We start from the raw sequence: 18,246 nt of genomic DNA on the forward strand, positions 1-18,246 counted from the left end.
AATAAAAACGCCATTGCGCTGGGGATTAAATTCGCGGCGGGCTATTTTGGTGCGCCTCAATAACTAGAGTAGCCATGGATGAAATACCAACCCTTCAGCCGTACCTTGATAGCCACCGCCCTGGTCTTGACAGTCAGTGGTGTGCACGCCGCGTCTCAGGCCCCGGTGGCCGGTGAAAATGGCATGGTGGTGACGGCCCAGCATTTGGCAACTCACGTGGGCGTGGATGTGCTCAAGGCCGGCGGCAATGCGGTCGACGCGGCCGTGGCCGTGGGCTACGCACTGGCGGTGGTGTACCCGGCGGCGGGTAACCTGGGTGGCGGCGGTTTCATGACCGTGCAACTGGCCGACGGGCGCAAGACCTTCCTCGACTTCCGCGAAAAAGCCCCGCTGGCGGCCACCGCCAACATGTACCTGGACAAAGACGGCAATGTCATCGAAGGCCTCAGCGCCAAGGGTCACTTGGCCGTTGGCGTGCCTGGCACCGTCTCGGGCATGGAACTGGCCCTGAGCAAATACGGCACCCTCAAGCGCGCCCAAGTCATCGCCCCGGCGATCAAGCTGGCGGAAAACGGCTTCGAGCTGGAGCAGGGCGATATCGACCTGTTGCACACCGCCACCGGCGAGTTTGAAAAAGACAAGGACATGCGCGGGATCTTCCTGCACAACGGCCAGCCGATGCAGGTCGGCCAGAAGCTGGTGCAGAAAGACCTGGCCAAGACCCTCAAGGAAATCTCGGCCAAGGGCAGCGACGGTTTCTATAAAGGCTGGGTGGCCAAGGCCCTGGTGGACTCCAGTCAGGCCGGCAAGGGCATCATCACCCAGGCTGACCTCGACAAGTACAAGACCCGCGAACTGGCGCCCATCGAGTGCGACTACCGTGGCTACCACGTAGTCTCGGCACCGCCTCCCAGCTCGGGCGGCGTGGTGATCTGCCAGATCATGAACATCCTCGAAGGCTACCCGATGGCCGACCTCGGCTATCACTCGGCCCAGGGTCTGCACTACCAGATCGAAGCCATGCGCCACGCCTACGTGGACCGCAACAGCTATCTGGGCGACCCGGACTTCGTGAAGAATCCGATTGAGCACCTGCTGGACAAAAACTACGCGGCGAAACTGCGCGACGCCATCGAGCCGCAAAAAGCCGGTGACTCCCAGGCGATCAAGCCGGGCGTATCGCCCCATGAAGGCAATAACACCACCCACTATTCTATCGTCGACAAGTGGGGCAACGCGGTGTCGGTCACCTACACCCTCAACGACTGGTTCGGTGCGGGCGTGATGGCGAGCAAGACCGGGGTGATCCTCAACGATGAAATGGACGACTTCACGGTCAAGGTAGGCGTGCCGAACATGTACGGCCTGGTCCAGGGTGAAGCCAACGCCATCGCGCCGGGCAAGGCACCGCTGTCGTCGATGAGCCCGACCATCGTGACCAAGGACGGCAAGGCCGTGATGGTGGTGGGTACGCCGGGTGGCAGTCGCATCATTACCGCGACCTTGCTGACGATCCTGAATGTCATCGACTACAAGATGAACATCCAGGAAGCGCTGGACGCGCCGCGTTTCCACCAGCAATGGATGCCGGAAACCACCAACCTGGAGACCTTCGCGGTGAGCCCGGATACCCAGAAGATCCTTGAAAGCTGGGGCCACAAGTTTGCCGGGCCGCAGGATGCCAACCATTTGGCGGCGATCCTGGTCGGTGCGCCGTCGCTGGGTGGCAAGCCTGTCGGTAAGAACCGTTTCTATGGTGCGAATGACCCGCGTCGCAACACGGGCTTGTCGCTGGGCTACTAAAGCCTGCTTCCTCTGTGGGGGGCTTCTGTGGTGAGCGGGCTTGTCCCGCGCTGGGCGGCGAAGCCGCCCCAATAAAAACACCGCGTTCTGCCAGGCAGAGCGCGGTGTCTGGTTTTAGGGCGGCTTCGCCACCCAGCGCGGGCGGTTCGACGATTCGACAAGCCCGCTCACTACAACAGTCGTTCTACTTCCGTGAAAGCTGCGAGACGGCGCGCTTCCCAATCCCCTCGAATCACCAGTACCGGCTGTTGATGCTGCTGCATCCACTCCAGGCTGCCCTGGAAAAATGCCCGGCGATCCGCCAGTTGCGGCTGGCAGCGTTGGCCGTCGGCGGTCCATTCCACATCCTCCGGCGACAACAACAGGTGCAGGTCGTAATGGCGGGCCAGCAACTCGCTGTCGAGCCAGGCCGGGTAGTCGCCGAACAGGGTCTGGCTCCAGAGCTTGTTGGTCAGCAGGTGGGTATCGAGGATCAACAGATCAGGCTGTTGGGCGCGGGCGGCGTCTTCCCAGGCCAGTTGGCCGCGGGCAATGGCCGGGATGTCGGCGAGGGTGGTGTCGCGTTGATGGTGATCGATGAAATAACGCACGTATTCACCCACCATCAACCCGCCGAAATGCGCCTGCAATTGCGCCGCCAGCCAGCTTTTGCCGCTGGATTCCGGGCCGGCCAGTACCACCACCTTCATGCGTGCAACGCCGGGTCGGCGCGCCATTCGCGCCAGCCTTGCACGGCAATCACGGTGAATAGCGCGTAGAGCGCGGCGGTGAGGTAGAGGCCTTTGTAGAGGAACAGCCCGACGAAGATCACATCCACGGCAATCCACAACGGCCAGCACTGCACGCGTTTCTGCGCCATCCACATCTGCGCTACCAGGCTGAAGCCGGTGAGGGCGGCATCGAGCCAAGGCTGAGCAGCATCCGTCCAGTGCGCCATGGCGGCACCGAGCAACAGGCTGCCGACGGCGCCCACCGCCAGGCTGGCCATGATCGCCGGCACGCCGAGGCTGGTGACTTGACGCCCTTGCTTGACCTCGCCGGCACGGGTCCACTGCCACCAACCGTAGACTTGCAGTGCGGCGTAGACCACCTGCAGCAGCATGTCGGAATAGAGTTTCACGTCGAAAAACACCCAGGTGTAGAGCAACACCATCACCAGGCCGATGGGCCAGCACCAGGGGTTTTGCTTGACGGTCAGCCACACGGCAATCACCCCGAGGGCGGCGGCGAACAGTTCAAGCCCGGACATGGAGGTTCCTTGGGAGAGTGGGAGAGGGCGGTGATTGTAAACAAATCACCGCCGTTTCGCTCAGACCTTGAATTGGCGCAGCAGGCCGTCGAGCTGTTCGCTCAGGCCGCGCAAGTGCGCACTCGCCACACTCGACTGTTCCGCCGCCAGTGCGGTGCTGTGGGACAAGCCGGCGGCCTGGGTGACATTCTGGTTGATGTCTTCCACCACGTGGGCCTGTTGCAGGGTGGCGCTGGCAATCGAGGCGTTGAGGCCATTGAGGTTGCGCAGCGCCTGGCCGATGGCAGTCAGGCTGGCACCGGCTTGGCCGGCTTGTTCAATAGTCAGTTGCGAGGCGCTGTGGCTGTCGCTGATCACCTTGACCGCCGCTTCCGAGTGGCCTTGCAGGCGTTCGATCATGCCCTGGATTTCGGCGGTGGATTTTTGCGTGCGCTGGGCCAGCAGCCGCACTTCATCGGCCACCACGGCGAAGCCACGCCCTTGTTCGCCGGCGCGGGCTGCTTCAATCGCCGCGTTAAGCGCCAACAGGTTGGTCTGGTCGGCAATCGAACGGATCACTTCAAGTACGCTGCCGATCTGGGTACTTTCCGCAGACAGGGTGCGGATCACTTCCACTGCCTGGCTGATGGTGCCGGAGAGCTGGTCAATCTGCTGCAGGCTGCCGTCGATATTCACCTGGCCTTGTTGGGCCTGGGCTTGGGCGTCGCGCATTTCGCTGGCGGCGTGTTCGGCGTTCTTGGCCACGTCCTGCACGCCGTAGGTGACTTCGTTGATGGCGGTGGCCACCAATTCCATCTGCTGGGATTGTTGCTGGCTGCGGTCATGGGCCTGGGTCGCGTTGCTGCCCAATTCCTGTGAGGACTGGCCCAGGGCATTGGCGCACACCTGCAATTGGCCCACTACTTGGCGCAGCTTGGCGGTGAAGCTGTTGAAGTGCCGGGACAGCTGGGTGACTTCGTCCTGGCCGTGGGTGTCGAGGCTACGGGTCAGGTCGCTTTCGCCGCTGGCGATGTTGCCCATGGCATTCACTGCGTCCTGCAACGGCCGCACGATGCTGCGTGCGATCAGTGAAACCAGCAGCGCCATCACCACGGCGATACCCAGGCCGATGAACGAGGCTTTCCAGACCTGGCCGCTGAACTCAGCCTGCACATCGTCCACGTACACGCCGGAACCGATGATCCAGCCCCAGGGTTGGAACAGTTGGATATACGACGTCTTGGCCACCGGCGCTTCGGCGCCTGGTTTCGGCCAGCGATAGTTGACGATGCCGGCGCCCTTGGCCTTGGCCAGGATCACGAATTCGTTGAACACGGCAAAACCGTCGGGGTCGCGGATGGCCGAAAGGTTCTGGCCGTCGAGCTTGGGGTTGGCCGGGTGCATGATCATCACGGGCGTGAGGTCATTGATCCAGAAGTAGTCGTCATGGTCGTAGCGCAAGCCACGCACCGCGCTCAAGGCTTGCTTCTGGGCGGCTTCGCGAGTCATCACGCCGGTGGTTTCGAGGCCGTGATAAAACGTCAGGATCCCGCTGGCGGTCTGCACCACGTGTTGGGTTTGCTGGCGCTTGGCCTGGTACAGGTCGTCATGAATCTGCTTGAGCATCAGCAAACCCAGGGCCAACAGCATCAGCACGGCGACTATCAGGATCAGCCACAGGCGCCGGCTGATCGACATATTGCGCAAACTGTTCATCGTCCTGTCACTCCGTGCTTTTTATAATTGTGGGTGCCGCATCGACTTTTCCGACTTGTCTGATAGGCTTTCGGCCTGTATTCGGAAAACCTGAGTACTGTCTGATTTTTCACAAGATTTTTGCAGGTCGGGGTTGAAACTCAACACCGCGTCTTGTCGTCAGTGAACCATTAAAAAGATTAACGAGGCTTGCCATAGAGCAAGACCTTTGGGGGAAGCATGGATTTTTGGACCGCCATACAGGCATTGATTCTTGGCGTTGTGGAGGGGCTGACCGAGTTCCTGCCGATTTCCAGCACCGGCCACCAGATCATCGTCGCCGACTTGCTCGACTTTACCGGCGACCGCTTCAACGCGTTCAACATCATCATCCAGCTGGGCGCGATCCTGGCGGTGGTGTGGGAGTTTCGCGGCAAGATTTTCGAAGTGGTCAGCGGCCTGCCGACCCAGCGCAAGGCCCAGCGATTTACCGTCAACCTGCTGATCGCCTTCCTGCCGGCGGTGGTGCTGGGGGTGATTTTTGCCGACCTGATTCACCACTACTTGTTCAACCCGATCACCGTGGCCACGGCGCTGGTGATCGGCGGCATCATCATGTTGTGGGCCGAGCGCCGCGAGCATGAAGTGCACGCTGAAACCGTGGATGACATCACCTGGAAAGACGCGCTCAAGGTCGGCCTGGCCCAGTGCCTGGCGATGATCCCAGGGACCTCGCGTTCCGGCTCGACCATTATTGGTGGCTTGCTGTTCGGGCTGTCGCGCAAGACCGCTACCGAGTTCTCGTTCTTCCTGGCGATGCCGACCATGGTCGGTGCGGCGGTGTATTCGGGCTACAAGTACCGTGACCTGTTCCAGCCGGCGGACTTGCCGGTGTTTGCCATCGGCTTTGTGACCTCGTTTATCTTCGCGATGATCGCCGTGAAGGGCCTGCTCAGGTTCATCGCCAGCCACAGCTACGCGGTGTTTGCCTGGTATCGCATAGCGTTCGGTTTGCTGATCCTGGCGACCTGGCAGTTCGGCTGGATCGACTGGGCGGCCGCCAAGGCATGATGATCCAGCATCCCCGTCTGAAAGCGGCGATCTTCGTGCTGTTATGCGCAGCGCCGCTGCTGGGTTCGGTGCTGGTATGGCAGCGCGGCGAGACGGTGATCCCGCTGGCAGCCTATGGCGTGGTCAGCGTGATCGCGTTCTTCCTGTACTGGAGTGACAAGCGCAAGGCGCGTACGGACAGCTGGCGCACCCCGGAAAACATCCTGCACGCCGTGGAACTGGCGGGCGGCTGGCCGGGGGCGTTGATTGCCCAGCAGGTGTTCCGGCACAAGACGCGCAAGGTGTCTTACCAGGTGTTGTTTTGGGTGATTGTGTTGTTGCATGAGGTGTTCTGGCTGGATCAGTTGTTCCTCGGTGGCACCTTGCTCTCAGTGTTATAGGCTTGCTCTCGCCACAGGGTACTTATCGCCATCTCTACCTAAATTAGATACCTAGTGCTTTGCGTCAATCATCCAGCAACAGCCCGACCTGCGTGCGCTTGGGCAACTTGCTGACGACAAGCTGGTGCGAACGCCGCAACAACCCACGCAACTCCTCATCACCCAACGGATACGGCGTATTCATGATCACCCACTGCGCCCGCGCCAGATACGGCGCCGGGTGAATGCCTGGGCGGTCCACATGGCTGAGGAACAATTCCTTGTCGACCTTGAACGCCAGCGACTCACCCCTTAGGTTCTGCAGCGCGAACATCTTGTTGCCCGCAATCGAAAACACACGCACGCCGCCCCATTTGTAATCCTCCCGCGCGCCCGGCAGGCTGAGGCAGAAGGCGGCAACTTGTTCTTCGGTCATCTTCATAACAGACGGTCTCCGCAACCTTTGAAACCGTCTTCCAGGTAATCGATCCAGGCACGAATGGCCGGCAACACGCCACGACGATGCGGGTACACCGCTTGCAACCAGCCACCAGGCAAGGACCACTCCGGCAGCAGTTGCACCAACCGGCCGTTGGCCAATTCCTCTTCGCAATACATCATCGGCAGCACGGTAAAGCCCAGCCCCATGATGGCGCTGGCCTTGCGCACGATGAAGTCGTCGATCCCCAGCCGGGCTTCCATCGCAAGGTCGTGAGTGTTGCCCTGGGGGTCGAGAATGCGTTGATGCACCAGGCGATCTGCCTCCAGCGCACCGAGGATCGGTAGCTGCTTGAGATCCTCAAGCGTCGCGACCTGGCGGCCGTGCATCAGCGCGGGGCTGGCCACCAGCACGGTCTGGGCCTGACGCAGGCGCTTGGTCACCAACAGCGGATCCTCATCGCCCAGCTCGCGTACGCGCAGAGCGACATCGATACCCTCGGCGACCAGGTCGACACGGCGGTTGACCAGGGTCATCTCCAATTGCACCTGGGGATGCGCCGCCAGAAATCCAGCCACCAGTTCCGGCAGGATGTGCTGGGCCATGCCCACCGGGCAACTGACGCGCAGCCGTCCACGGGGCTCGCTGGACATGCTGGCCACCGCCTCATCGGCCATTTCCGCCTCCAGCAGCATCGCCTGGCAGTGCCGCAGGTAGCGCTCGCCGACGGCAGTGAGGGTGAGTTGGCGCGTAGTGCGTTGCAGCAAGCGTGCGCCGAGGCGTTCTTCCAGCTCGGCGATACGCCGCGACAGCCGCGACTTGGGAATCCCCAGCAGCCGGCCGGCGGCAGCGAAGCCACCGGCTTCCACGACTTTGGCGAAATAGTAGAGGTCGTTGAGGTCTTGCATGGGCAACCTATTGTCCTGTCAGTGGAACGAACTATCCGCGTCTGACGAGGGCAAATCCACTACAAATGTGCGCCAGCCATCAACACGTACTTCACGTGCACATACTCCTCGATCCCGTAATAGCTGCCTTCACGGCCATAACCGGACTGCTTGATGCCGCCAAACGGCACCGAAGCAGTGCCCACTGATCCGGAGTTGAGGATCACCATGCCGGCCTCCAACTGGCGCGACAGGCGCAACGACCGTCCCAGAGCGCTGGTGTAGGCGTAGGCCACCAGGCCGAATTCGGTCTGGTTGGCGCGGGCAATCACTTCGGCTTCATCCTTGAACGAATAGAGAGCGAACACCGGCCCGAAGATTTCCTCGGTCGCCAGGGGAGAATCGTCCTGCAAGCCGGTCAACACCGTCGGTTCGTAGAACAGGCCGCCTTTGGCGTGGGGCTGGCCGCCCATCAATACCTTGGCCCCGGCGGCCTTGGCGTTTTCCACCAGTCGCGCCACCTTGTCGAAGCCCAGTTGATTGACCATGGGGCCGACCACAAAGCCTTCACGCAAGCCCTGGTCCACTTCGATCTCGGCCACGGCGTGCTTCAAACGCTTGATGAAGTCCTCGAGGATGCTGTGTTGCACGAAGATGCGATTCGGCGAGATGCACACCTGGCCCGAGTTGCGCAGTTTTGCACTGACCAGTCCTTTCACCGCTTCGTCGAGGTTGGCGTCCTGGAACACGATAAACGGCGCGTTGCCGCCCAGTTCCAGGGTCATTTTCTTGATGCTCGCTGCGCACTGTGCGGCAAGCAATTTACCGACGCCGGTGGAGCCGGTGAACGAGATTTTGCGGATGCGTGGGTCGCCGGTCAGGATCTGGCCAATTTCTTTCGGGTCGCCCACCACCACTTCCAGGACGCCTGCCTCGATCCCGGCCTTGCGCGCGTATTCCAACAACTTGAGGGCGGTGAGCGGGGTGTCTTCTGCGGGCTTGATCACCATGGTGCAGCCAGCCGCCAGCGCTGTGGCGACCTTGCGGGTGATCATCATGAACGGGAAGTTCCACGGGGTGATGGCGGCGACCGGGCCGATGGCTTCCTTGGTGACCATCACGTTGGCATTGCGGTCGTGAGTGGGAATGGTGTCGCCGTACACGCGCTTGGCCTCTTCGGCGTACCACTCGATAAAGCCCAGGCCGTAGTCGATTTCACCGCGGGCCTCGCTCAGGCACTTGCCGTTTTCGCGGCAGAGCAGTTCGGCGAAGGCTTCCTTGTCGGCTTTTACCGCGTCGTGCCAGCGGCGCAGGATGTCGCTGCGTTCCTTGGCAAGCTTGGAAGACCAGTCAGGGAAGGCGGCGCAGGTGCGGTCGACGGCAGCCTTGACCTCGTTTGCGGTGTGCTTGGCGACACGGCCGATTTCTTCACCGGTGGCAGGGTTGTAGACGATAAGCATGGGGGAGTCTCCGAGGGCTGAAAGTGCTGTTTCAGGCTACGCAAATGCGGGATTTGAGCGAATATCCATTCCAATGTGCTGATTGCCTATTCCTATAAGTCCGTAGCCTCGTCGTGGATTGCGCGTTAACGTGGCGTTTTACGCAAAGGCCGGCAAACATGGACCGAACAGGCAGAATCATCGAGCTGATGGGCACCTTGGTGCCTGTGGAAGGCTATAACCTGAGCGCACTGGATGACGTGCGTTTCCTGCGCTCCAATCGCCCATTGCATCGGGTCCCGGTGCTGTACGACCCCGGCATCGTGATCGTCTGCCAGGGACAGAAACGTGGTTACCTGGGGGATGAGGTTTATTTGTATGACGCCCAGCACTACCTGGTGGTGTCGGTGCCGGTGCCTTTCACCATGGAGACCGACGCCAGTGAAGCCGAGCCGATGCTGGCGGTGTACCTGCGCCTGGATTTCACCCTCGCGGCGCAACTGATGGTGGCGCTGGAAGACTTCCCCGCATTGATCGAGGCCAAGCCACGGGGCATGTATTCGTCAGCCATGGATGATCAGCTCAGTGAATCATTGCTGCGCTTTCTGCAAGTGATGAGCGTGCCGATGGATGCGCAGATTCTGGGGCCGGCGCTGATGCGCGAGATCTACTATCGAATCCTGACGGGCGAGCAAGGTGGCTCGATGCGCGCAGCCCTGAATCGCCAGGGGCAGTTCGGCAAGGTGGCGAGGGCGATTCGCAAGATCCATGGCTGTTATCACCAGCATCTGGACGTGGAAGCGCTGGCGCGGGAAGCGATGATGAGTGTGCCAAGCTTTCACGCGCATTTTCGCACTGTCACCGACACCTCGCCGATGCAGTACCTCAAGTCAACGCGTTTGCATCAGGCACGCCTGTTGATGCTGCGCAGCGATATCACTGCCGCCACGGCCAGTGCACAAGTCGGTTATGAAAGCGCCTCGCAGTTCAGCCGCGAGTTCAAACGCTTTTTTGGGCGCACGCCCCAGGCAGAAATCCAGTGGATGAAGCGCACCTATGCGTTGCCCGCACCGACGTCAGCGTCGATCTATGTGTCGTCGCACTGAGCATTGTCCTGCCAGCAGGACAAACAGTCGCATTTCAGCGGTCTAATCGTTTATTCGAATCATCTGTAGGATCAACCCCACTTGATCGCCCCGTCGCGATCCTCACTTGGAGATCCCGCATGAAACTGTTGCATATCGATTCCAGCATCCTCGGCGACAACTCGGCTTCCCGTCAGCTCAGCGCTGGTGTGGTCAAGGCTTGGCAAGCGGCTGAGCCGGGCGTGGAAGTGACCTACCGTGACGTGGCCGCCGAAGGCTTCAACCACTTCTCCGGCGCGACCCTGGGCGCCCTGGGCACTCCGGCGGATCAGCGCAATGCCGCGCAACAGCACGAAGCAGAACTCAGCGCCAAGACCCTGGCTGAATTCCTCGCCGCCGACGCGGTGGTGATCGCTGCGCCGATGTACAACTTCACCATCCCAACTCAACTGAAAGCCTGGATCGACCGCATTGCCGTTGCCGGTCAGACGTTCCGCTACACCGAAGCCGGTCCGGAAGGCCTGTGCGGCAATAAGAAAGTCATCGTTGTGTCGACCTCGGGCGGCCTGCATGTCGGCCAGGCGACCGGTGTGGCCCATGAAGATTATCTGAAAGTGCTGCTGGGCTTCCTCGGCATCACCGACGTCGAATTCGTCCGCGCCCATGGCCTGGCGTACGGTGATGAGTTCCGCAGCAAGTCCTTGAGCGACGCCAACGTACTCATCAACGAACAATTGTTCGCGGCTGCGTAAAGCTTAGGTAAAACCGTGCCTTTCCCCGTTTCATTCTGAAACGGGACGTCTAAACTCTGTATTCTGATCGCCTCAAAACGACCGGACTACGGAGTTTTTTCGTTTACCCGCTTTCATTACTTTGGCCCAGGTTATGCACGCATGGGTTTATCACCCGGTCGAGCGCCTTGAACCATGGACTTTTCAACCCGACATGCCGGTCTTTATGCAGCAAAGGTGGACATCCTCATGATGCGTCTTTGTGCTGTTATGGTTCTTTCCCTGCTCGGTGGCCTGGTTTCAGTGCACGCCGCGCCGGCGCCGCACCCGCATTGGAGTGTGGGCTTCCATCGCATGACCTTCCTGGATCCGCTGGATTTGCAGCCGATGAAGGCCATCGCTTTTTATCCCTCCACGGGGCTCGAGCACAGTACGCCGCTGGGCGCCTATCGCGTTGCCGCCACGGAAGATTCCAAGATTGCCATCGGCCGCTTCCCGATGCTGATGCTGTCCCACGGCAACACCGGCACGCCGCTGGCCTTGCATGACCTGGCCACTTCGCTGGCGCGTAAAGGCTTCGTGGTGGTGGCGGTGTTGCACCCTGGCGACAACTACAAGGACCACAGCCGCCTGGGCACGGTGAGTAACCTGTATGGCCGGCCGATCCAGATTTCCGAAGCAATCACCGCCACCTTGGGCGACCCGATGCTGTCCCCCTTCGTCAACGTCGATCAGGTCGGCGTGATCGGTTATTCAGCGGGCGGTGAAACCGCGTTGATCCTGGCCGGTGCCAAGCCGGACTTCGACCGCCTACGTCGCTACTGCCAGGAACGTCCGGAAGACCGCGACGCCTGCACCACCAAAGGCGAGTTGGTGGTGGACCGCGACGACCTGCAGCCGCAATCCGACCCGCGTATTCATGCGTTGATGTTGATGGCGCCGTTGAGTCTGATGTTCGGCCGTCACACCCTGGCCGACGTGCATGTGCCAGTGCTGCTCTACAGCGGTGACGGTGACAAGCTGGTGGCCGTGGACAAGAACGCTGCGGCGCTGGCGCGCAAGTTGCCGGAACCGCCGGACTTCAAGCTGTTGGCCGGGGCAGGGCACTTTGTGTTCATGGCGCCGTGCGACAGTGATCAGTTGGCGGCGATGCCGGCGATCTGCACCGATGCCGACGGCGTCGACCGCGAAGGGATTCACCGTGACCTGATTTCCGAGGCAGGACGCTTTTTCAGCCACACCCTCGGCCAATCCACCCGCGCCGGGATGCAGACGGCTGATCAGTAAGCGCGACGCTTGAGCAGAACGGTCACGCCCAAGGCGGTCACCGACAACAGCGCGGCGCAGAAGAAGATCCAGCCATAGCCAAGGTTCAGTGCCACGGCGCCCATCAACGGCCCGGCAATCGCCAGGGCCAAGTCAAAGAACACCGCATACGCACTCAGTCCCGCGCCACGGCTGCTATTGGGCACCTGCTTGATGGCTTCCACGCCGAGTGCCGGGTACACCAGCGACAAGCCAAAACCGGTCAGCCCCGCGCCAATTAATGCCACGCCCGTCGACGGCGCCAGCCAGAGCAACGTCAGGCCGAGGGTCTCGATGGTCATGCAGGCAATGGCGGCACGAAAGCCGCCAAACCGGCTGATGGCAGAGATAAACACCAACCGCGACAAGATAAAACACACGCCAAACACTGTCAGGCAGTACGCCGCACCGGCCCAGCCACGATTGAGGTAGTACAGCGTAATAAAGGTGGTGAGGGTGCCGTAGCCGATGGAGGCCAGGCACAGGCTGGCGCCAAAGGGTGCGATACGCCCGAACACTGCCCAGAACGGCAAACGTTCGCCACGCACCACTGGCACCGAGGGTTTATTGCGGATCAGCACCAGGCCCAGCGCGGACAATACGGCCAGTGCAATGCCGAGGCTGTTGTAGCCGTATTCGGCCACCATCACCACGCCCAGCGGCGCACCAATGGCGATGGCGCCGTAGGACGCGATGCCGTTCCAGGAAATCGAGCGCGCCGTGTGTTCGGCGCCGACGGCGCCCATGCACCAACTGATGGTGCCCACGCCGATCAGCCCTTGGGCCACGCCCAACAACAGTCGGCCGACAATCAAAATGCCCAGGCTCAAGGTGGGCATGCTCTGTAGCAACGTTGCAAAGAACGTCAGCACACCGCTGACCAGAATCCCCGCCAACCCCAACACAATGGCGCGCTTGGTGCCGACGTTGTCCGACATGCGCCCGGCCATGGGCCGACTGAGCAGGGTCGCCAGGTATTGCGAACCGATGGTGACTCCGGCGACCACGGCGCTGAAGCCCAGTTGCTCATGCACATAGCCAGGAATCACCGCAATCGGCAGGCCGATGCAGATGAACGCGATGAAGGTGTAGAAGACGATGGAGACGATCTGCAGGGTGATCGACAGGGAGCTGGGGGCGGCGGCAGACATGGGCACTCGTTCGCGGGCGGGCGGTGAGGGCATCATGGCAAGGGCTTGGGGGAAAAGGAAGCAGGCTAACTACTTTGTCTGATGAACAGGCTTTTTATGGGGTAAATGGTGCTGTTGTGGTGAGCGGGCTTGCCCCGCGCTGGGCTGCGAAGCGGCCCCAATAGAAAACACCGCGTTCTGTCGGACAGAACGCGGTGTTCTTTTTAGGGCCGCTTCGCGCCCCAGCGCGGGGCAAGCCCGCTCACCACAGTTACTGGCGGAGTGCTTTAGAACACCACACCTTGGCTACGCAGGTAATCATCATAGGTGCCGCTGAAGTCGATGACGCCGGTGGCGCTCAACTCGATGATGCGGGTGGCCAGGGACGATACGAACTCACGGTCGTGGCTGACGAAGATCAGCGTGCCCGGGTAGTTCTCCAGCGCCAGGTTCAGCGCTTCGATGGATTCCATGTCCAAGTGGTTGGTCGGTTCGTCCATGAGCAGCACGTTCGGCTTTTGCAGGATCAGCTTGCCGAACAGCATACGGCCTTGCTCACCACCGGAAATCACCTTCACCGACTTCTGGATCTCGTCGTTGGAGAACAGCATGCGACCCAGGGTGCCACGGATCATTTGCTCGCCTTGGGTCCACTGGCCCATCCAGTCGAACAGGGTCACGTCGTCTTCGAAGTCGTGAGCGTGGTCCTGGGCGTAGTAGCCCAGTTCTGCGGCGTCGGTCCACTTGACGCTGCCGGCGTCCGGGGTCAGTTCGTTGACCAGGGTGCGCAGCAGGGTGGTCTTGCCGATACCGTTCGGGCCGATGATCGCTACGCGCTCGCCAGCTTCAACCTGGAAACTGAAGTCTTTGAACAGCGGCTTGCCGTCGAAGCCTTTGGCCATTTTTTCGACCATGACTGCCTGACGGTGCAGCTTTTTGTTCTGCTCGAAACGGATGAACGGGCTTACGCGGCTCGACGGCTTGACTTCGGCCAGTTGGATCTTGTCGATCGCCTTGGCACGGGAAGTGGCCTGCTTGGCTTTCGAGGCGTTGGCCGAGAAGCGGCTGACGAAGGATTGCAGCTCGGAGATCTGCGCCTTCTTCTTGGCGTTGTCCGACAGCAGTTGCTCGCGGGACTGGGTCGCCACGGTCATGTACTCGTCGTAGTTGCCCGGGAACAGGCGCAACTCGCCGTAGTCCAGGTCAGCCATGTGGGTGCACACGCTGTTCAGGAAGTGACGGTCGTGAGAGATGATGATCATCAGGCTGGAGCGCTGGGTCAGGATGTTTTCCAGCCAGCGAATGGTGTTGATGTCCAGGTGGTTGGTCGGTTCGTCGAGCAACAGCACTTCAGGATCGGAAAACAGCGCCTGGGCCAGCAACACACGCAGTTTCCAGCCAGGGGACACTTCGCTCATCGGGCCGAAGTGCTGTTCCAGGGGAATGCCCAGGCCCAACAGCAGTTCACCGGCACGGGATTCGGCGGTGTAGCCGTCCATTTCGGCGAATTCGGTTTCCAACTCGGCCACGGCCATGCCGTCTTCTTCGCTCATTTCCGGCAGCGAGTAGATGCGGTCGCGCTCGGCCTTGACCTTCCACAGCTCTTCGTGGCCCATGATCACGGTGTCGAGCACGGTGAATTCTTCGTAGGCGAACTGGTCCTGGCGCAGTTTACCCAGGCGTACGTTCGGCTCCAGCATGACCTGGCCGCCGGACGGGTCGAGGTCGCCGCCGAGGATTTTCATGAAGGTCGACTTGCCGCAACCGTTGGCACCGATCAAACCATAACGGTTGCCGGCGCCGAACTTGACCGAGACGTTCTCGAAGAGCGGCTTGGCGCCGAACTGCATGGTGATGTTAGCTGTGGAGATCAATTACTTTACCTATCAATAGCTTAGGGTGCGCTTATTTGAACTGGGACCAATTTGGGACCAATCTGGAGCTTTTGCATTTCGCTCCAGTCCGAGCTTGAGTTGATCCAACGCGCATAAGTCGAGAGCAGCATCTGCACACTATGGCCGAGCTGCTGGGAGATGAAGGCGGGGTTCATGCCAGACATAATGCATATTGTCGCATAGGTGTGACGACAGTTGTATGGCGGGCGACGACGGATGTTTAGTGCTTTTAGGGTAGGAACCCATTGCTTGTGCAAGTCGGACGTTTGCCGGACGTAGGCTGCGTTCTTTGAAGGCGGGAAGATGTACGGGGTTTCCAGCACCTTGCCTTTGCCCTTTTTCCGGCGTTCTGCGTACTTTTTGGCGAAGGCCAGGGCGTGCAGGGCGCGGGGGTTGAGCAAAACGAAGCGGTCGCCGCCGGTTTTGGTGCGCTCAACCACTTCCCCCAGTGCGACACCACGACACACGTGGGCGGTCTTCTTTTTCTCGTCGATCTCGTCCCAGCGCATGGCCAGCGCTTCGGATAGGCGCATCCCGGTATAAAACACGAACTCAAAAAACGCCGCGTAGATCGTGCTGGGCCAGTGGCTGTGCTCGTACATCTTGGCGATGATCAGGTCCGCTTCTTCCTGGGTGAAGGGGTCGATCTCCCGTTTGCTGCGTTTCGGCAGCTCCAGGATCGCCGCCGGGTTTTTCGGGATGATTTCCTCGTTCAGCGCCGAATTCAGGATGGTCGACAGTTTGGTGATGGCGTTGCGCTTCACGGCCGGCGACTTCCAGTCAGTGACGGCCAGTATTCGGCGGAGCAGGGTGGTGGTGATCAGATCAATCCGCACCAGGGCCAACGCGGGCATCCAGTAGCGATTGATCGCCGTCGTGTAGTTCTTCTTCGTGCCTTTGACCACCGCCCGGCTATCCAGCCAGAGCTGGGCGTACTCGCCGAAGTTCAGCTTGCCGCCCGCAACGTTGCTGGAATTGGGGAACAGCTCGGCGTACTTGTCGTCGTCGAGCAGCCCCAACTTGATCAGCCCCTTTACCTGATCAACAACCTGGGCGGCTGATTTGATGCCTTTCGGTGTCGGGGCATAGGGGAGCGTTTCATTTCGCCGGCGGCCGTTCCACATAAATCGGACGCGGATCGACCCATTGTGGAGGTCCACTCCAGCGGGCATACCCATTGGCTTTCTAGCCATTCGTAGTACCTCCTGATGCTGTAAATGATCCGGCCACCGTGCTTGTTCCAGACGCCGTGGGGGATTTGGTTGCGGGCGCGCTTGGAGCGCAGGGCAGGGACGGTGGTGCCGAGGATCAGGGCCATTTGGGCTTCGGGGACTTTGTCGCCGGTGATGCCGTCGGTTGGTTGGTCGGTGGGGGTGTTTTCCGATTGGGGTGTGGTCTCCATGGGAGCGTACCTCGTCGTGGTGGGGGCGTAGTGCAAACGCATGTCTAACTATTCGGGTTCAGGCTGATTTGACGCAAAGGCTGATATCGGATTTCACTACATACTGATCGTTATCTGAAATCGCTGTTAGTAGCGATACTATCTCAAGGTCTTAGTGCCGCGGCCGATATAAAAGATCATAAAGCTTTTTATGTGTAAAATTTAAGTTAGGATGCTCGTATGTGGAGGCTTCGTCGTGCTGTGGGCTACATTGTATTTTTTGTAGGTCTCATCTTAGCTTTTTACGCTGGGGCTGAGGAACGTTATTGGGCTGCTGCAGGTTTCGTCGCTGGTGGTATAGCGTGTGCGGCCACAGTTGTGTTGTGGGAGGCTATGGGCGGTTCTGTTAGTTTGCTTTTATCTATGTTTTCTTTGGCTGTAACTATTTTCTCAGTGCTTGATGTGTTTTCCTCAAGTTATGCTTTAAATCAAAGAGAGATAGATGCGCAGCGTGATTTCGTTGAGGTCCTCGTACATGAACAGTTTGAGTTCTCGCGCCTTGATGGAGATAATCGACAATTAGTTGCTAAAGCTTTTAAGGCATGTGTCCTTCAGTCATACGCTGATCAACAAGATTTTGTCGTTAATGCAGGTAAAGCGGTATATTTTGGGCCTGGACTCACACTTGTTGATGGGTTGAGTTCTCGCTTGGATGGGAAGCATCCTGTCCGTTGTTTGGACTATTATCGAGAGCTTCGTAAAACGCAAGCTCATTTGTTTTTGAGGATGGAAAAACATCATCCATGGCTCCTTGAGAAGCAATCTGGTTAATAATTGAATTTTTGCTTTTTTATTGGTTGGATATTTGGAGTTAATGTTTTGCTCTTTTGGTAAAATTGAAGGTGGGTATGTATGCTATTTAAATTTCTCTTAATTTGATTGGTTTTGTCTATCCTGTCTTGTAAGGTGGCGAGTATGAGGTTGCGTTTCGCTATATAGGCAGTTGTTTTTTGACGGATTGTGAATCAGTTTTAATTTGCTGGGAGGTGTGCTTGGAAAGTTTCAGGGTTGTTCTTGATAAGTCAAATCGCTTGATTGATAGGGCTTTGGTGCTGGGAGTATCTCTACTTCTCCTAGGCCTTGTCGTCAGTGTTGGTTTTTATTTAGCTACATTTGACGGTGGAGTTTCAAATGATCCAAACAAATGGGCCGCTTTTGGATCATTTTTTGGTGGGGTTTTCAGTCCTCTTGTATCTGTGGTGACACTCGTTGCTTTGCTAAAAACGATTAGGCTTCAGCAACAAACAATGTTGTCACAAAAAAGTGATTCTGAGCGAGTAATAGAGCTCCAAAACCAAGCTTATAAGGCCCAAGCTGAACAGCTTTCGATGGCAGAGGCTGAGTTGCTAAGCGCTCGGATTACAGATTTTAAGTCGTCGGTAATAAGAGTGTTTGACCAGAGGATTTCTTACTACCAACATTCACAAGCTGATGCACTGAGTCGAATTGGGGTAATTAAGTCTTTTGGTGAGTTCTCTGGAAGTATGGATGCGATTGAATTGATTGCAGATAGAGGTACGCTGTACAAGGTTGAACTTGAGAAGCTCCTTAAGTTTTCACTTTTATTTGCTATAAAGGATTTTAATTCTCTAGATGAGGCCAAGGCTTTTCTCGCTGGGTTCGATACGCAGGCAGTTTAGGCTTGGTTTTTAGAGTGGTACTCGCTGAAAGTATTCAAAGATGACATTTGATAGCAGCACAACATCACTGGTTTGTGCGCTTAGTGGGTGTGGGAATT

At 58.9% G+C, this 18,246-nt stretch carries 17 protein-coding genes; 8 read left to right on the plus strand and 9 right to left on the minus strand.

All coding sequences use genetic code 11. From position 1 onward, the window contains the following. Nucleotides 1-78: 78 nt before the first annotated feature. On the plus strand, nucleotides 79-1,803 hold the full coding sequence (ggt, locus tag OZ428_RS15915) for a gamma-glutamyltransferase (protein ID WP_269134045.1): 1,725 nt from the start codon (nucleotides 79-81) through the stop codon (nucleotides 1,801-1,803). Nucleotides 1,804-1,973: 170 nt separating this feature from the next. Here the strand turns inward: ggt and OZ428_RS15920 are convergent, their stop codons facing one another. The 3 genes from OZ428_RS15920 to OZ428_RS15930 are packed head-to-tail and all read right to left on the minus strand — an operon-like array spanning nucleotide 1,974 to nucleotide 4,747. Then, nucleotides 1,974-2,492 carry an AAA family ATPase gene (locus OZ428_RS15920; RefSeq protein ID WP_269134184.1) on the minus strand — a complete coding sequence of 173 codons (519 nt, stop codon included), beginning with the start codon at nucleotides 2,490-2,492 and terminating at the stop codon, nucleotides 1,974-1,976. Continuing rightward, entirely contained in the window at nucleotides 2,489-3,052 is a 564-nt protein-coding gene (gene pnuC, locus OZ428_RS15925) for a nicotinamide riboside transporter PnuC (RefSeq protein ID WP_010210641.1), read from the minus strand. The genes OZ428_RS15920 and pnuC overlap by 4 nt, the downstream gene beginning before the upstream one ends. Nucleotides 3,053-3,112: 60 nt before the next feature. Beyond that, nucleotides 3,113-4,747: a methyl-accepting chemotaxis protein gene (locus OZ428_RS15930; RefSeq protein WP_016977989.1), complete on the minus strand. Its 1,635-nt coding sequence runs from the start codon at nucleotides 4,745-4,747 to the stop codon at nucleotides 3,113-3,115. A 219-nt stretch (nucleotides 4,748-4,966) separates the two neighbouring features. Here OZ428_RS15930 and OZ428_RS15935 point away from each other — a divergent pair, with 219 nt between their 5' ends. Beyond that, nucleotides 4,967-5,797 carry an undecaprenyl-diphosphate phosphatase gene (locus OZ428_RS15935; protein ID WP_269134046.1) on the plus strand — a complete coding sequence of 277 codons (831 nt, stop codon included), beginning with the start codon at nucleotides 4,967-4,969 and terminating at the stop codon, nucleotides 5,795-5,797. Then, nucleotides 5,794-6,177: a DUF1294 domain-containing protein gene (locus OZ428_RS15940; RefSeq protein WP_038850426.1), complete on the plus strand. Its 384-nt coding sequence runs from the start codon at nucleotides 5,794-5,796 to the stop codon at nucleotides 6,175-6,177. Before OZ428_RS15935 ends, OZ428_RS15940 begins: the two co-directional genes overlap by 4 nt. Before the next feature lie 64 nt (nucleotides 6,178-6,241). Here OZ428_RS15940 and OZ428_RS15945 read toward each other — a convergent pair whose 3' ends face one another. From OZ428_RS15945 to OZ428_RS15955, 3 genes are read right to left on the minus strand one after another with little or no spacing between them, the layout of a single operon-like run. Further along, a complete protein-coding gene (locus OZ428_RS15945) occupies nucleotides 6,242-6,598 on the minus strand; it encodes an MmcQ/YjbR family DNA-binding protein (protein ID WP_269134047.1) in 357 nt (118 codons plus the stop codon). After that, nucleotides 6,595-7,503 (minus strand): LysR substrate-binding domain-containing protein, encoded by a 909-nt coding sequence (locus OZ428_RS15950; protein ID WP_269134048.1) that lies wholly within the window; start codon nucleotides 7,501-7,503, stop codon nucleotides 6,595-6,597. The genes OZ428_RS15945 and OZ428_RS15950 overlap by 4 nt, the downstream gene beginning before the upstream one ends. Nucleotides 7,504-7,562: 59 nt before the next feature. Continuing rightward, nucleotides 7,563-8,942 (minus strand): NAD-dependent succinate-semialdehyde dehydrogenase, encoded by a 1,380-nt coding sequence (locus tag OZ428_RS15955; RefSeq protein WP_269134049.1) that lies wholly within the window; start codon nucleotides 8,940-8,942, stop codon nucleotides 7,563-7,565. 158 nt (nucleotides 8,943-9,100) lie between these two features. Between OZ428_RS15955 and OZ428_RS15960 the strand changes: the two genes are divergently transcribed. The 3 genes from OZ428_RS15960 to OZ428_RS15970 all read left to right on the plus strand — a co-directional run bounded on the left by OZ428_RS15960 (nucleotide 9,101) and on the right by OZ428_RS15970 (nucleotide 12,024). Next, on the plus strand, nucleotides 9,101-10,027 hold the full coding sequence (locus OZ428_RS15960) for an AraC family transcriptional regulator (protein ID WP_269134050.1): 927 nt from the start codon (nucleotides 9,101-9,103) through the stop codon (nucleotides 10,025-10,027). 119 nt (nucleotides 10,028-10,146) lie between these two features. Beyond that, nucleotides 10,147-10,758, plus strand: a complete 612-nt coding sequence (locus tag OZ428_RS15965; RefSeq protein ID WP_269134052.1) for an FMN-dependent NADH-azoreductase — start codon at nucleotides 10,147-10,149, stop codon at nucleotides 10,756-10,758. A 228-nt stretch (nucleotides 10,759-10,986) separates the two neighbouring features. Next, nucleotides 10,987-12,024, plus strand: coding sequence for an alpha/beta hydrolase family protein (locus OZ428_RS15970; protein WP_028616041.1), 1,038 nt, complete (start codon nucleotides 10,987-10,989; stop codon nucleotides 12,022-12,024). Here the strand turns inward: OZ428_RS15970 and OZ428_RS15975 are convergent. The 3 genes from OZ428_RS15975 to OZ428_RS15985 form a co-directional block, all read right to left on the minus strand. Beyond that, complete coding sequence (locus OZ428_RS15975; RefSeq protein ID WP_033901175.1) at nucleotides 12,018-13,193, minus strand: MFS transporter; 1,176 nt, start codon at nucleotides 13,191-13,193, stop codon at nucleotides 12,018-12,020. The genes OZ428_RS15970 and OZ428_RS15975 overlap by 7 nt on opposite strands. A gap of 266 nt (nucleotides 13,194-13,459) precedes the next feature. Continuing rightward, nucleotides 13,460-15,046, minus strand: a complete 1,587-nt coding sequence (locus OZ428_RS15980) for an ABC-F family ATPase (protein WP_269134053.1) — start codon at nucleotides 15,044-15,046, stop codon at nucleotides 13,460-13,462. 20 nt (nucleotides 15,047-15,066) lie between these two features. Then, nucleotides 15,067-16,260, minus strand: coding sequence for a tyrosine-type recombinase/integrase (locus OZ428_RS15985; protein WP_026000031.1), 1,194 nt, complete (start codon nucleotides 16,258-16,260; stop codon nucleotides 15,067-15,069). 428 nt (nucleotides 16,261-16,688) lie between these two features. On the opposite strand from OZ428_RS15985, the gene OZ428_RS15990 reads away from it, so the two are divergent. Together OZ428_RS15990 and OZ428_RS15995 are read left to right on the plus strand one after the other, a co-directional pair. Then, entirely contained in the window at nucleotides 16,689-17,279 is a 591-nt protein-coding gene (locus OZ428_RS15990) for a hypothetical protein (RefSeq protein WP_269134055.1), read from the plus strand. 221 nt (nucleotides 17,280-17,500) lie between these two features. Further along, entirely contained in the window at nucleotides 17,501-18,148 is a 648-nt protein-coding gene (locus OZ428_RS15995) for a hypothetical protein (protein ID WP_269134056.1), read from the plus strand. The last annotated feature ends 98 nt before the right edge of the window (nucleotides 18,149-18,246 follow it).

Source organism: Pseudomonas sp. GXZC, assembly GCF_026967615.1.
Lineage (GTDB): Bacteria > Pseudomonadota > Gammaproteobacteria > Pseudomonadales > Pseudomonadaceae > Aquipseudomonas > Aquipseudomonas azotoformans_A.